Origin of the sequence: Photobacterium sp. WH24 (genome assembly GCF_019204055.1) — a bacterium.
In the GTDB taxonomy this organism is placed as follows: Bacteria; Pseudomonadota; Gammaproteobacteria; order Enterobacterales; family Vibrionaceae; genus Photobacterium; species Photobacterium arenosum.
In genome coordinates this window covers 14,447-28,205 of the sequence record NZ_JAGSOZ010000019.1, presented here as the reverse complement: position 1 = coordinate 28,205, position 13,759 = coordinate 14,447, and the positions used below count along the sequence as shown (strand labels likewise).

Here is a 13,759-nt window from a genome sequence, read left to right as displayed (position 1 = left end):
ACTACCAGTTTACTGATCTATTTGCTTACTGGGCGAGGAAGAACTGGTAGGCCGGATTGCCGGTCTCGTCTTTCCACTGGTAACCCAGTTCACGCAGATGGCTGGTGAAGGACAGCAGGTCATGATCTTCGAGTTCAATTCCGCATAGCACACGGCCGTAGTCGGCACCGTGGTTACGGTAGTTGAACAGGCTGATGTTCCAGTGGGTACCTAATGTGGTCAGGAATTTCAGCAATGCCCCCGGATATTCCGGAAACTCAAAGCTGTACAGGCGCTCCTGCAGCGGCTTGGACGGGCGGCCGCCAATCATGTAGCGCACATGCACCTTGGCCATTTCATCATCAGACAGATCCACCACAGGATAGCCGCCTTTTCGCAGATCGGTAATGATGCTTTCCAGCTCTTCCTGCCCCTGCAGCAAACGGACACCGACAAAGACATTGGCCAGCGTGTCGTCGTTGTAGCGATAGTTGAACTCAGTGACTGCCCTGCCGCCCAGCAGGTGACAGAAATCGAGAAACGCGCCCGGCCGTTCCGGCACAGTGACGGCCAGCAGACCCTCGCGCTTTTCACCCAGTTCGCAACGTTCAGACACATAGCGCAAGCCGTGAAAGTTCAGGTTGGCACCCGACAAAATCGAAGCCAGCTGCTGACCTTGCAGCTGATGCTGCTCGCTGTATTTCTTCAGACCGGCCAGCGACAATGCTCCTGACGGCTCGGCGATCGCGCGGGTATCTTCAAAAATGTCTTTTACGGCGGCGCAGATTTCGTCACTGCTGACCGTAATCACATCGTCGAGATACTGCTGGCACAGCCGGAAGGTCTCGTCGCCGATCCGCTTCACCGCCACCCCGTCGGCAAACTGGCCAACCTGATCCAGAGTAACCGGCTCACCGGCATCCAGTGCGGCACGCAGGCAGGCGGAATCCTCGGCTTCAACACCTATTACCTTGATTTCCGGCATCAGTTGTTTGAGCAGTACCGACACCCCGGCGGCCAGACCGCCGCCGCCGACAGGCACGAACACATAGTTGAGATGGCCGTTTTGCTGGACCAGCTCAATGCCGATCGTGCCCTGCCCGGCAATCACCGCCGGGTGGTCGAACGGAGGAATAAAGGTGAATTGGTGCTTTTCAGCCAGTTCAATCGCGTACGTTTTGGCTTCATCAAAGTTGCTGCCATGCAGCACCACTTCGCCGCCGAAGCTTTTGACCGCTTCTACTTTGATATCCGGGGTGGTGCGCGGCATGACAATCACAGCTTTGACGTCCAGCTGGCGGGCTGACAATGCCAGACCCTGTGCATGATTACCCGCTGACGCGGCAATCACACCTGCCTGGCGTTGTGCAGCGGTCAGCTGAGACATCATGTTGTAGGCACCACGAAGTTTGAATGAGTGCACTGGCTGGCGGTCTTCGCGCTTGATCTGGATACGGTTACCCAAACGCTGGGATAACCTTTCCATGTCCTGAAGCGGGGTGACCTGCGCCACCTCGTATACGGGGGCGCGCAGTGTTTCCCTTAAATAGTCAGCGCCGCTGAGAAACTCAGCAGCTCTGGCCTGTGTCACCTCACTCATCATACTTACCCTTCCAGTTTGGATTTATCGCGGACCGCGCCTTTATCGGCACTGGTCGCCAGGTTGGCGTAGGCACGCAGGGCAAAAGAGACGCTGCGCTGACGGTCGACCGGTTTCCAGCCGCGTTGATCGGCGGCGGCACGGCGCTGTGCCAGGGTGGCATCATCCACATTCAGCTCAATACCGCGGTTAGGGATGTCGATAGTGATCAGATCGCCGTTTTCAATCAGGCCTATGGTGCCGCCATTGGCTGCTTCCGGTGACACGTGGCCGATAGACAGGCCGCTGGTACCGCCGGAGAAACGGCCGTCTGTGATCAGGGCGCACTCTTTACCCAGCCCCATTGATTTGAGGTAAGTGGTCGGATACAGCATTTCCTGCATGCCCGGGCCGCCTTTAGGGCCTTCATAACGAATCACCACCACATCACCGGCTTTGACCTTGCCGCCGAGTATGCCTTCAACCGCGGTTTCCTGGCTCTCGAACACCACGGCCGGGCCTTTGAAGGTCAGGCAGCTTTCATCGACGCCTGCGGTTTTCACGATACAGCCGTCGACCGCCATGTTGCCCGACAGCACGGCCAATCCGCCATCCTGACTGAAAGCGTGGGCTTTGTTGCGGATACAGCCGTTCTCGCGATCGTCATCCAAAGTGTCCCAGCGGCAGTCTTGTGAGAAGGCCTGAGTGGTACGGATACCGGCCGGACCGGCGCGGAAGAAGGAAGCGACCTCTTCTGAATCGGTTTGCTTGATGTCGTAGCGGGCCAGGGCTTCTGACAGCGTCATGCCCAGCACGTTGGGAACGTCTGAGTGCAGCAGGCCGGCACGGTCCAGCTCACCGAGAATGCCGTACACGCCCCCGGCACGGTGGACATCTTCCATGTGGTATTTCTGCGTCGACGGCGCCACTTTACACAGGTGAGGCACCCGGCGCGACATGCGGTCGATGTCTTCCATGGTGAAATCGATCTCGCCTTCCTGCGCCGCCGCCAGCAGGTGGAGCACGGTATTGGTGGAGCCGCCCATGGCAATATCCAGCGCCATGGCATTTTCGAAGGCTTTCTTGCTGGCAATGTTGCGCGGCAACACGCTGTCGTCGTCCTGCTCATAATAACGCTTGGTCAGACCGACAATGCGCTGACCGGCGGTGATGAACAGCTCTTTACGATCGGCATGGGTGGCCAGGCATGATCCGTTACCCGGCTGGCTCAGGCCAAGGGCTTCGGTCAGGCAGTTCATCGAGTTGGCGGTGAACATGCCTGAGCAGGATCCGCAGGTCGGGCAGGCTGAACGCTCGATCTGCTCGCTTTGCTCGTCAGAGACTTTCGGATCAGCCCCTTGGATCATGGCATCGACCAGATCCAGTTTCAGGATCTGATCAGAGAGTTTGGTCTTACCGGCTTCCATCGGGCCGCCTGAGACGAAGATCACCGGAATATTGAGGCGCATGGACGCCATCAGCATGCCCGGGGTGATCTTATCGCAGTTGGAGATACAGACCATGGCGTCGGCACAGTGGGCATTGACCATGTATTCGACCGAGTCGGCAATCAGTTCGCGCGACGGCAGGGAATACAGCATGCCGCCGTGACCCATGGCAATCCCGTCATCAACGGCAATGGTGTTGAATTCTTTGGCAATCCCACCGGCTTTTTCAATTTCAGCGGCAACCAGCTGCCCCAGATCTTTCAGGTGAACATGGCCTGGTACGAACTGGGTGAAGGAGTTAACGACAGCGATGATAGGTTTGCCAAAATCTTCATCTTTGACGCCGGTGGCACGCCACAGGGCGCGGGCACCCGCCATATTGCGGCCGTGGGTGGTGGTGGCTGAACGGTACTTAGGCATAACGTGAAATTCCTTTTTTGGCCGCCGGTGCCCGAAGACACCGGCGGGGACATTACTTCTCTTGCTTATAAGTGTGGCTTATTTTGCCGGATATACAGGATCCAGCCAGCCCCACTTGTCTTCAGTCTGGCCGTTGAACAGGCCAAAGAAAGCCGCTTGAATCTTTTCGGTGATCGGGCCGCGTTTGCCTTCGCCGACTGTGATCTGATCAACGCTGCGTACCGGGACGATTTCCGCCGCGGTACCTGTCATGAAGACTTCATCGGCCAGATACAGCGCCTCGCGGGCGATGTTTTCTTCGCGGATCTCATAACCCATGTCTTTGGCCAGCGTCACTATGGCATCGCGGGTAATGCCCGGCAGAATGGCGCTGGTGGCCGGTGGGGTAGAAATCACCCCGTTGCGGATCACAAAGATGTTTTCACCGGCCCCTTCAGAGAGGTAGCCGCGCACATCCAGCGCAATGCCTTCGGCATAACCGTGACGACGGGCTTCACCACCGACTAACAGCGAAGACAGATAGTTACCGCCCGCTTTGGCAGCGGTCGGAATGGTATTCGGCGCGGCGCGGTTCCAGCTCGACACCATGGCGTCGACTCCGTTGGCCAGTGCTTCTTCGCCCAGGTAAGAGCCCCAGGAGAACGCCGCGATGATCAGATCCATTTCCGTGCCGTTCGGCGGACAGACACCCAGACCCACGTTAGGCACATAGCCCAGCGGACGGATATAGGCAGAATTGAGTTTGTTGGCGCGCAGGGTTTCGCGGCAGGCTTCCATCAGCTCATCAACAGTGTATGGGATCGGGAAGCGGTAGATCTTGGCAGAATCTTTCAGTCGGGCCATGTGCTCACGGTGACGGAAGACCACAGGTCCGTTTGGCGTCTCGTAGCAGCGAATGCCTTCGAACACGGAAGTACCGTAGTGCATCGCGTGAGTCAGTACGTGTACTTTCGCGTCTGCCCAAGGCACCATGTCGCCATTAAACCAAATGTAATCTGCTGTGTTTGCCATTGTGTAATCCTTTCGTTATGCGCTGATTTGTTGTTTTTGTTGTTGCTCTAAAATGGTGACGCCGTTGACATCCCACAGTTTGTCCAGCTGGTGATAGAGGGCACTGATGGGACGCTCGCTGTCTACCGTGACTTCAATGTCGACGGACTGACAATCTTCACTATGCGCCATTGAAAACTGTTTTACCATGAATCCGCGGTGGCGTGTGATTCTTAGAACACGTTCCAGTAATTCCGGACGGCTGGTGGCTTGGATAGTCAGGGTGTGCTGGGTCATACAGGTTCCTCCATCATGTCGTGGTTGGCACCACCGGGTGGAACCAGCGGCCAGACGTTATCAGCTTCAGAAATGGCAACGTGCAGCAGGTAGGCTGTCTCGCTCGCCAGCAGGGTATCCAGCGCAGGACCGACCTGATCTTTGCGCGTAATGGTTTGGCCCGGGATGCCGAAGGCACTGGCCAGGGTGACGAAATCCGGGTTATCGGACAGGTTGGTTTCGCTGTAGCGGCCGTCAAAGAACAGCTCCTGCCACTGACGCACCATGCCCAGACGCTGGTTGTCCAGCAGTACAATCTTGACCGGCAGGCCGAGACGGCGAATGGTGCCCAGTTCCTGCACATTCATCATGAAAGAGCCGTCGCCCGAGACCAGGACAGACTGATCGTCCGGACGGGACAGCTTGGCACCGATAGCGGCCGGCAGGCCGAAGCCCATAGTGCCGAGCCCGGCCGAGGTCAGCAGATTCTGCGGTTGTCTGTGACTCATATGCTGGGCCACCCACATCTGGTGCTGGCCGACATCTGTGCTGATGACAGTGTTGTCATCCATTTTGTCTGACAGTTGTTTCAGCAGCAGCGGCGCGAAAATACGCTCGCCCGGATGGTCATAACGCCAGCTGTTGTCTGCCATCAGGTGGGTAACGTGTTGTTGCCAGGGCGCCAGCGCCATCGGACGGGCCAGTTGCGGCAGCACCTCATTGATATCGCAGCGCAAAGCGGCATGGGCCTGACGCAGCTTGCCCAGCTCGGCGGTATCGATATCCAGATGGACCACTTTGGCATGAGGCGCGAAGGTATCCAGTTTGCCGGTCACCCTGTCGTCGAAACGGGCACCGACCGCAATCAGCAAATCGGCTTCCTGTACCGCCAGGTTGGCGGCTTTGGTGCCGTGCATCCCCAGCATGCCCAGGTGGTACGGATAGTTTTTCTCAACACAGCCCAGCCCTTTCAGGGTCGACACTGCCGGCATGTGCGTGATGTCGAGAAACTCGCGCACACTGGCGACGGCATCTGCCAGCTGTACACCGCCACCGACATAAAGAATAGGACGATGGCTGTCGGCAATAAGCTGCTGAGCCAGAGCAAACTGTGCAGGGTCGGTCTCGGGTAACGCAGGTAATTCATGCAGTGGGGCAAGCGGGTGTTCGATGGCGGCGACTTGTACGTCTTTGGCGATATCCACCAGCACAGGGCCAGGGCGGCCGCTCAGTGCCACTTCAAAGGCCTCGCTCAGGACGGCGGGCAGTTCTGCCGGGTCTGTTACCAGAAAACTGTGCTTGGTGCACGACAGTGACATCCCCAGGACATCGACTTCCTGAAACGCGTCAGTGCCTATCATAGGGCTGGCGACCTGACCTGTGATAGCCACTAACGGGATGGAATCCAGCATGGCGTCGGCCAGTCCGGTGATCAGATTGGTGGCCCCCGGCCCTGAGGTGGCCAGGCAAACGCCTATCCCTTTGCTGGCTCTGGCATAGCCGATAGCGGCGATGGCAGCCCCCTGTTCGTGGCGGCACAGCACATGCTTGACGCCGCCATCGTACAAGGCATCGTAAATTGGCATGATGGCACCGCCCGGATATCCGAAGACTGTGCTCACCCCCTGTTGTTTCAAGGCTTCTACTACTAACTCTGCGCCTGTCATCATGGCTCCCTGTTTCTTGATGACCTCTGCCAGTGCTGCGGTTTATTGGAATAGTGCAGTCTTCTGGCATCAGGTATGAAAAAAGCCCCCGGACCTTTCGGTGCGGGGGCTTTTTTAGCGTGTGTTTGCGTATGTGCTATTTTACGCCTGCCAGCCCCCGTCGCGGTGAGATAATCACCACGATGACGTTAATAATGAGGACCAGTAGGTTGACGTTTAATAGCATTGGCTTGTCTGTCCAAAATTCTTGTTTATATGTTGTGCGTCCTTAGTCTTAACACAGACATTCGTCGCATGACAAGAAATTTGTTGTGGTTATTTTCAATCCGCCTTGGATATCTTGCGTACATTATGCTGATAAAACGTGTTTATCCAGTGATATGGCAGTTAATTAATTTATTGAGAGGTTGAAAATGACGTTGGCGATAGTTCACAGCAGGGCTTGTGTCGGGGTGGATGCGCCGGCGGTTACGATAGAGGTTCACCTCAGTAATGGCCTGCCGGCGGTCAATCTGGTGGGGTTACCTGAAACCACAGTGAAGGAGGCCAGAGACAGAGTCAGAAGCGCGATAGTGAATGCTAATTTCGAGTTTCCGTCGCGCCGGATCACTGTCAATCTGGCCCCGGCCGATCTGCCCAAAGAGGGCGGGCGCTTTGACTTGCCCATCGCGCTGGGCATTTTGGCCGCATCCGGCCAGATCCCCGACACTAAGCTGCACGATCATGAATTTTTGGGCGAACTGGCCCTGTCTGGCGAGTTACGTTCCATCAAAGGCGCGCTGCCGGCGGCGCTGGCGGCCAAGCAGAAGAATCGCTGCCTGGTGCTGCCCGATGCCAATGGCGATCAGGCGGCGCTGGTGGGCAGAGAGATACACAAATCAGCGGCCAGCTTACTGGCCGTGTGTGCCTACCTGTGTGGTCAGGAAGCGTTGTCGCTGCATTGTCGCGCGCCCGGTCAGGCAGTGCCGATGGTCAATGGCCGCGACATGCAGGACATCATAGGCCAGCAGCAGGGCAAAAGGGCGCTGGAGATCGCCGCGGCAGGCGGTCACAATTTGCTGTTTGTCGGCCCGCCCGGCACCGGCAAGACCATGCTGGCCTCACGGTTGTGCGATTTGCTGCCTGAGATGGATGTCGAGGAAGCGCTGGAAACGGCCGCTATCACCTCCCTGACCGCGCAGTCACTCCATGCCGGCAACTGGCGCAACCGTCCGTTTCGCGCCCCGCATCATTCCAGCTCGATGGCAGCGCTGGTGGGCGGCGGCTCCATCCCCCGCCCCGGTGAAATTTCGCTGGCCCATAACGGGATTCTGTTTTTAGATGAAATGCCGGAGTTTGAACGCAAAGTGCTGGATTCTTTACGTGAACCGCTGGAATCTGGCGAGATAGTGATTTCCCGTGCCACCAGCAAAACCACCTTTCCGGCCCGGTTCCAGCTGATTGGCGCCCTCAATCCCAGCCCGACCGGTTACTACGAAGGCAGCCAGACCCGTACCAATCCGCAGGCCATACTGCGTTATCTGGGGCGTTTGTCCGGCCCGTTGCTGGACAGGTTTGATATGTCGATTGAGATCCCCGCCCTGCCCCGTGGCACCCTGGCACAGGGCGGCGACAGAGGGGAAAACACAGGGGTGATCAAAGAGCGGGTGAAGGAAGCTCGGGGCCGGATGCACAGCCGCGGCGGCAAGATCAACGCTCTGCTCGGTACCCGTGAACTGGACCAGCACTGTGCGCTGACCAAAGCCGACGCCGAGTTTCTCGAAACCGCCCTGCACCAGCTCGGCCTGTCAATCCGCGCCTATCACCGCATCATCAAAGTCGCCCGCACCATCGCCGATCTGGCCGGCAAACCCGAGATCGAACGGGTCCATCTGGCCGAAGCCTTAGGCTACCGCGCCATGGACCGGCTGCTGAAGCAGATCACCAGTCAGGTGGTGTGACTTGTTCGGAGAAACAACTGAGACAAAAAAAGGGCCTTTCGGCCCTTTTTCACAGAGAAAAAACTTACTGCTTGAGCAGGAAGTTGATCAGCTCGAAGTATTCGTCAGCGGATTTCACTTTGTCGGTTTTCACCAGGTATTTGTTGTTGACCACCACGGCTGGGACACCGGTCAGGCCGCTGTCGCGGAAACCTTTGTTGAAACGGTTGACCATAGAGTTGACGGCGAAGCTGTTGAAGGCGCCATCGAAGTCTTCGGCTTTCACGCCGTTATCCAGAAAGATCTGGCGCAGCTCTTCATCGTTGCGCGGCGGTTTGTTCGCCTGATGGATCTGGCTGAACAGTACCGGGATCATTTTGTCATCAATACCCAGAGTGACCGAGGTCGCGTAAGCCTTGCTCATAGAGGTGCCCATGTTGCCGCCCATGAAGGAGACATGGCTTTTCTGGAACTTGGCGTTGTCCGGGATTTTGGTTTTCAGTTGCTGGATCAGCGGTTCAAAGTTGAAGCAGTGCGGGCAGTAAAACGAGAAAAACTCGTTCACAACCGGTGTGGAAGATTTCGGCAGTTCCAGCACCTGATAGTAATCGCCTTCGCTAAACTTGGCGGCATGCGCGGAAAAAGAAAGCAGCGCTGCTGTTGCCAGCGCAAAAAGTGTTTTAAACATGTAAGGGTTCTCCCTGAAAAATCAATACAATACCTTTTACAGGTACGGCTGTTCGGATTCAAGTCAGACTGATTACCATTGCGGCATCAGCTGCAGTGGCGGCTCTTCAAGGGCAGCCAGTTGTTCTTTAATGGCCAGTACCTGACCTTCCCAGTATTTTGCATCAGCAAACCAGGGGAATGCACGCGGGAAAGCCGGATCCTGCCAGCGTTTTGCTAGCCATGCCATGTAATGCACCAATCTAAGACCACGTAATGGTTCAATAAGTTGCAATTCACGCGGATCAAAATCGGCAAATTCGCCATACGCTTCCAGCAGGGTATCCAACTGCATCAGCTGATCCTGGCGGCTGCCGTTTAACAGCATCCATAGATCCTGCACAGCCGGCCCGTTTCGCGCATCGTCCAGGTCGACAAACAGCGGGCCGTCGCGCCACAGTATGTTGCCCGGATGGCAGTCACCGTGAATACGTTGCGACTGCCAGTCGCTGTGCCAGCGTTCGCTCAATAAGGCGATAAGGCGGTCCAGATCGCCGAAAAAAGCCGATTCCAGATGCATCGGGATAAACCCGGACTGCTCCAGGACGAGCCGGGGCTGAACCAGATATTCCTCCAGCCCGATGGTCGGTCTGTGGCTGAACAGGGTGCGCTGACCGACTTTGTGGATGCGGCCCAGGAAGCGGCCGACCTGCTCAAGCTGGTCTGCATTATCGACTTCAAACTGGCGGCCGCCGACGCTGGGAAACAGCGCGAAACGGTGGTGTTCATAGTGGTGCAGGGTTTGGCCGTTCATGACCAGGGGCGCTGCCAGCGGAATTTCCTGCGCAGCCAGCTCGGCGGCGAAGTCATGTTCTTCCTGGATCTGGGCGTCACTCCATCGCTGCGGACGGTAGAATTTGGCGACGTAGCGGCGGCCGTCATCACTGCTGAACTGGTAGACCCGGTTTTCATAACTGTTGAGGGGCAACAGTCCCGATGAGGCATAGATGCCCGTGCTCTCCAGCGCATTGAGCAGTAGGTCCGGTGTCAGATCAGCAAAGCTGAAATCATCAAGTGCTGTCATAGTGGTACAGCCATGGTTATAAATGTCGCATCAGTATACAGCATAATGAAAAAGGGCCGTAATCGGCCCTTTATTTCCTGATTGGCGTGAGGTGGCTATCGTAACTCGCCGATAAAGCGGCTGTCGGTCACCAGACGATTTGTTTCCTCGCTGCCCTGATGTTCCATGATAAACCGGATATCGACAATTGGTCGTTCCAGCTCATAAGGGTCAACACCCAGGCTTATCGGCAGGGTAAATACTTCACCGGCATTGACATTAACCTGCTGAGGGCCATACCACTGGGCATTGTCCAGACCTTCAACCTGCAGCTGATAAGTGGCATCCTGCTGGGTTTTATTGAGAATTTTCAGGGTGTAGGTATTCTCGACCAGCCCTTCGGTATTGATACGGAACAGCTGGTTACGGTCGCGGATCACATCCAGTCCCATAGGCTGTACGGAAACCACCAGATAGGCCATCAGGCCGAACATCGCCAGCATCACAGCGCCGTAGCCGATCAGTTTTGGCCGCATGACATGGGTTTTCTTGCCTTCCAGCTTGTGCTCTGTGGTGTAAGTGATCAGATCGCGCGGGTAGCCCATTTTGTCCATCGTCTGGTTACAGGCATCGACACAGGCACCGCAGTTAATGCACTCATACTGCAGGCCATCCCGGATATCGATCCCGGTCGGGCAAACCTGCACGCAGAGGTTACAGTCGATACAGTCACCCAGCCCCTGCGCTTTATGATCGGTTTTGCGTGAGCGCGGGCCGCGTTTTTCGCCTCGGGCAGCATCATAGCCGACGATATAGGTGTCTTTGTCGAACATGGCAGACTGGAATCTGGCATATGGACACATGTGAATACAGACGATTGAGCGCATCCAGCCAGCGTTGCCATAGGTGCAGAAGGTGAAGAACAGCACCCAGAACACGGCCAGGAAGCTGGCACTGAGGGTGAAGAAGCCGGGGACTAATTCACGGATAGGCAGGAAATAGCCGACGAAGGTCAGGCCGCTGATCAGGGCAACCAGCAGCCAGGCAATGTGCTTGAGTGTTTTACGCACGACAAGATCGGCGGTCAGTGCCTTGTTGTCCCGAGAGCGGCGCTTGTTGGCCGGCCCTTCCAGCTTTTCCTCAAACCAGATGTAAATGAAGGTCCAGACCGTTTGCGGGCACATATAACCACACCAGACCCGGCCGAGGAAGGTAGTGACAAAAAACAGCGCAAAGGCTGCGACCATCAGCAGGCTGGCCAGTAACATCAGATCCTGAGGCCAGAAAGTGGTACCAAAAATGTTGAACTGCTGGCGGCCGATATCAAGCAAAATTGCTTGCCTGCCATTGTAGGTGATCCACGGCAGTATCAGGAACAGGCCCATCATTAACCACCCCATACGCTGGCGCAGCTGCTGATAGACCCCTTTCATGGCCCGCACATAAATACGGTTACTCGGGTTGAAGCGGTCGTCGCCGCCTTTATGGGTCTTAGGATTGTACTCTTTGGGAGTGACGTCCTTAATTTTGATTCTCTCTTGATTCATGGCATTGCATTCCTTGGGCATAGCCAGTCTGTACGCTGGCAGATGTGCCCGGGTGCATCGCCTGGGCAATCATAAATTCAGGTGCTATTGGCCCTGATAGTAATAAGCTCGGATTATACATTATCTAACTGGTTGAATATTCTACCTCGCTCAAATAATGCGCTTAAGGTTTTTGGGGTTATTTGATGATCCCTCTGGCTTGGAGTATGGCGGTTTTGAAATCTGGCTCGCAGTCTTTAGCCAGGCCAGGAATCATGGCCTCTCGCTTTTCCTGCCGCATTTTCAGCTGATAAATCAACATATCATCGCTCACATCGCTCAGTGATCCTTGGAAGCCGGCTTCGTTTGCCAGCTGTGCCATGATCTCTGCCAGGTTTAAATCCGGGAAATGCTGCCAATAAGGCTTGAGTAGTGCCAGCAGTTCAGCAATGCGGTGCTCAGCCATTATCTGGCTCCTTTTCTTAAGCTTACTTTTAGTGGGGATTATACCAGACGGCTTTGCCTGAACCCAAACGCTGTCAGTTTCAGTACATGCCTTGCTCAACCAGAATTGGCTATATAAACTGGTTTCATACTTCGTTACGGATGAATACGGACAAGGAGCCATTATGTCGCTTTTTCATAAAACACTGGCCAGTTTCGGTTTGGGTGGTGCCAGAGTTGATACAGTATTGGAAACCGAAGTGCTGATCCCGGGTCAGGCTCTGCCCGTTCGTATTGAGGTCAAAGGCGGCAAAGTTGCGCAGGCGGTGGATAATGTGCATTTGTATCTGTGCTGCAGCTTTGAAGATGAGCAGGCTGTCAGCCGGGGTGACAGCGAACGGCGGATGGAAAAAATCACCCGAACACATACTCTGGCACAGTGGCATTTGCCGCAGGCCTTTACGCTGGCTGCCGGTGAAGATCGCCAGTTTGACTGCCGGTTTGAATTGCCGCTCAACACCCCAATCACTATCGGCTATTCGGGTGTGTGGCTGGAAACGCACCTGGATGTGCCATCGGCCTTGGATCCCAAAGATAAAGACTCCCTGACCGTGCGGCCGGATCCTTTGCTTGACGGTGTGTTTACTGCCCTTGAGCAAGCAGGACTGCGTATATTACAGGTGGAATGTGAAGCGGTGCGCGGTTTTGATCTGCCCTTTGTGCAGGTATTTGAGTTTGTACCTGTTTCTGGCCCCTTTCATGGCCGTTGGCGTGAACTGGAGTTGATCACTCAGCGTGAAGATGACTGCCTGAAGCTGTGGTTCTCGATTGATCGTCGTCAGCGCGGGGTGGGTGGATTGCTGTCGGGCCTGCTCGGCAGCAGTGAGCTCAAACGCCAGTTGCGTTTGCCGTTGGGGCTGTCTCCGTCAGAAGCCGGGGAGCGGGTGATAAGGTATCTGGAGCAGGTCGACGATCTCTGAGTCACGCACCATGAATACAGCTAACTGTGCTGTCACGGCGGTGCCATAAAATTCAGCTTACACGTGTAAGCTAAACTGTGCCATACTGCTGGAAAGTTCAGAGACAACGGATAGCATTGATGGGCAAGCAACAAAAAATGGCGTACTCGGTAGCTGAGGAAATCGCCAACAGCCTCAGTCACGGCGCCGGGATGATTTTCGGCATAGTCGCTCTGGTGATGCTGCTGATGCGGGCAGTGGAAGTGAATGCCGATGCGCTCAGTGTGGCCAGCCTGAGCATTTATGGCGCCAGCATCATTTTACTGTATCTCGCCTCCACCCTGTATCACGCTATTCCGTTTGAGCGGGCAAAGCGCGTTCTGAAAACCTTAGATCACTGTGCGATCTACCTGCTGATAGCCGGCACTTACACCCCTTTCCTGTTGATTACCCTGCGGACGCCGCTGGCGGTGACGCTGATGGCCGTGATCTGGGCGGTAGCCTTGCTGGGGATCATGTTCAAAGTGGTGTTTATCTATCACTTCAAGCGTTTATCTCTGGTGATCTATCTGGCGATGGGATGGTTGTCTCTGGTGGCTGTGTATCCGCTGGCGATGGCCATGTCGGCGGCCGGACTGATATGGCTGGCCGTAGGCGGTGTGGTGTATTCCCTTGGCGTGGTGTTCTACGTTAATCAGCGGATTCCCTACAATCACGCCATCTGGCATCTGTTTGTGCTGGGCGGCACGGTCTGCCATTTTCTGGCTATTTACTGGTATGTAGCGCCAACAGCCGGGCTGCCGGGTTAGACCGGCAATGTGCA

The 13,759-nt window shown here is 55.9% G+C and carries 12 protein-coding genes; 3 read left to right on the top strand and 9 right to left on the bottom strand.

What is annotated here, in order from left to right:
* Positions 1–25: 25 nt before the first annotated feature.
* The 5 genes from ilvA to ilvG form a co-directional block, all read right to left on the bottom strand.
* On the bottom strand, positions 26–1,579 hold the full coding sequence (ilvA, locus tag KCG43_RS18250; protein WP_218386752.1) for a threonine ammonia-lyase, biosynthetic: 1,554 nt from the start codon (positions 1,577–1,579) through the stop codon (positions 26–28).
* Between the two features lie 5 nt (positions 1,580–1,584).
* On the bottom strand, positions 1,585–3,426 hold the full coding sequence (ilvD, locus tag KCG43_RS18245; protein WP_218386720.1) for a dihydroxy-acid dehydratase: 1,842 nt from the start codon (positions 3,424–3,426) through the stop codon (positions 1,585–1,587).
* 78 nt (positions 3,427–3,504) lie between these two features.
* Entirely contained in the window at positions 3,505–4,437 is a 933-nt protein-coding gene (locus KCG43_RS18240; protein ID WP_120513865.1) for a branched-chain amino acid transaminase, read from the bottom strand.
* A 15-nt stretch (positions 4,438–4,452) separates the two neighbouring features.
* Positions 4,453–4,713, bottom strand: coding sequence for an acetolactate synthase 2 small subunit (ilvM, locus tag KCG43_RS18235; RefSeq protein ID WP_027251721.1), 261 nt, complete (start codon positions 4,711–4,713; stop codon positions 4,453–4,455).
* Positions 4,710–6,359, bottom strand: coding sequence for an acetolactate synthase 2 catalytic subunit (ilvG, locus tag KCG43_RS18230; protein WP_218386750.1), 1,650 nt, complete (start codon positions 6,357–6,359; stop codon positions 4,710–4,712). The genes ilvM and ilvG overlap by 4 nt, the downstream gene beginning before the upstream one ends.
* A gap of 413 nt (positions 6,360–6,772) precedes the next feature.
* Here ilvG and KCG43_RS18225 point away from each other — a divergent pair, with 413 nt between their 5' ends.
* Positions 6,773–8,299 carry a YifB family Mg chelatase-like AAA ATPase gene (locus KCG43_RS18225; protein WP_218386717.1) on the top strand — a complete coding sequence of 509 codons (1,527 nt, stop codon included), beginning with the start codon at positions 6,773–6,775 and terminating at the stop codon, positions 8,297–8,299.
* Between the two features lie 64 nt (positions 8,300–8,363).
* On the opposite strand, the gene KCG43_RS18220 is transcribed toward KCG43_RS18225, so the two are convergent.
* From KCG43_RS18220 to KCG43_RS18205, 4 genes are all read right to left on the bottom strand, one after another.
* Positions 8,364–8,966: a thiol:disulfide interchange protein DsbA/DsbL gene (locus KCG43_RS18220; protein WP_192017628.1), complete on the bottom strand. Its 603-nt coding sequence runs from the start codon at positions 8,964–8,966 to the stop codon at positions 8,364–8,366.
* A 72-nt stretch (positions 8,967–9,038) separates the two neighbouring features.
* Positions 9,039–10,028 (bottom strand): serine/threonine protein kinase, encoded by a 990-nt coding sequence (locus tag KCG43_RS18215; protein WP_218386715.1) that lies wholly within the window; start codon positions 10,026–10,028, stop codon positions 9,039–9,041.
* A gap of 95 nt (positions 10,029–10,123) precedes the next feature.
* Positions 10,124–11,554 (bottom strand): cytochrome c oxidase accessory protein CcoG, encoded by a 1,431-nt coding sequence (gene ccoG, locus KCG43_RS18210; protein WP_218386713.1) that lies wholly within the window; start codon positions 11,552–11,554, stop codon positions 10,124–10,126.
* A 178-nt stretch (positions 11,555–11,732) separates the two neighbouring features.
* Positions 11,733–11,999 carry a YihD family protein gene (locus KCG43_RS18205; RefSeq protein ID WP_192017625.1) on the bottom strand — a complete coding sequence of 89 codons (267 nt, stop codon included), beginning with the start codon at positions 11,997–11,999 and terminating at the stop codon, positions 11,733–11,735.
* A gap of 163 nt (positions 12,000–12,162) precedes the next feature.
* Here KCG43_RS18205 and KCG43_RS18200 point away from each other — a divergent pair, with 163 nt between their 5' ends.
* Both KCG43_RS18200 and KCG43_RS18195 read left to right on the top strand, forming a co-directional pair.
* The gene (locus KCG43_RS18200) at positions 12,163–12,957 is read left to right on the top strand and encodes a sporulation protein (protein WP_218386711.1); all 795 of its coding nucleotides are present in this window, start codon (positions 12,163–12,165) and stop codon (positions 12,955–12,957) included.
* Positions 12,958–13,076: 119 nt separating this feature from the next.
* Positions 13,077–13,745: a hemolysin III family protein gene (locus KCG43_RS18195; protein WP_192017623.1), complete on the top strand. Its 669-nt coding sequence runs from the start codon at positions 13,077–13,079 to the stop codon at positions 13,743–13,745.
* The last annotated feature ends 14 nt before the right edge of the window (positions 13,746–13,759 follow it).

Excerpts from the sequence above, each read along its gene's own strand:
- ilvA (WP_218386752.1), bottom strand. The coding sequence starts at position 1,579 with ATGAGTGAGGTGACACAGGCCAGAGCTGCTGAGTTTCTCAGCGGCGCT.
- ilvD (WP_218386720.1), bottom strand. The coding sequence starts at position 3,426 with ATGCCTAAGTACCGTTCAGCCACCACCACCCACGGCCGCAATATGGCG.
- KCG43_RS18240 (WP_120513865.1), bottom strand. The coding sequence starts at position 4,437 with ATGGCAAACACAGCAGATTACATTTGGTTTAATGGCGACATGGTGCCT.
- ilvM (WP_027251721.1), bottom strand. The coding sequence starts at position 4,713 with ATGACCCAGCACACCCTGACTATCCAAGCCACCAGCCGTCCGGAATTA.
- ilvG (WP_218386750.1), bottom strand. The coding sequence starts at position 6,359 with ATGACAGGCGCAGAGTTAGTAGTAGAAGCCTTGAAACAACAGGGGGTG.
- KCG43_RS18225 (WP_218386717.1), top strand. The coding sequence starts at position 6,773 with ATGACGTTGGCGATAGTTCACAGCAGGGCTTGTGTCGGGGTGGATGCG.
- KCG43_RS18220 (WP_192017628.1), bottom strand. The coding sequence starts at position 8,966 with ATGTTTAAAACACTTTTTGCGCTGGCAACAGCAGCGCTGCTTTCTTTT.
- KCG43_RS18215 (WP_218386715.1), bottom strand. The coding sequence starts at position 10,028 with ATGACAGCACTTGATGATTTCAGCTTTGCTGATCTGACACCGGACCTA.
- ccoG (WP_218386713.1), bottom strand. The coding sequence starts at position 11,554 with ATGAATCAAGAGAGAATCAAAATTAAGGACGTCACTCCCAAAGAGTAC.
- KCG43_RS18205 (WP_192017625.1), bottom strand. The coding sequence starts at position 11,999 with ATGGCTGAGCACCGCATTGCTGAACTGCTGGCACTACTCAAGCCTTAT.
- KCG43_RS18200 (WP_218386711.1), top strand. The coding sequence starts at position 12,163 with ATGTCGCTTTTTCATAAAACACTGGCCAGTTTCGGTTTGGGTGGTGCC.
- KCG43_RS18195 (WP_192017623.1), top strand. The coding sequence starts at position 13,077 with ATGGGCAAGCAACAAAAAATGGCGTACTCGGTAGCTGAGGAAATCGCC.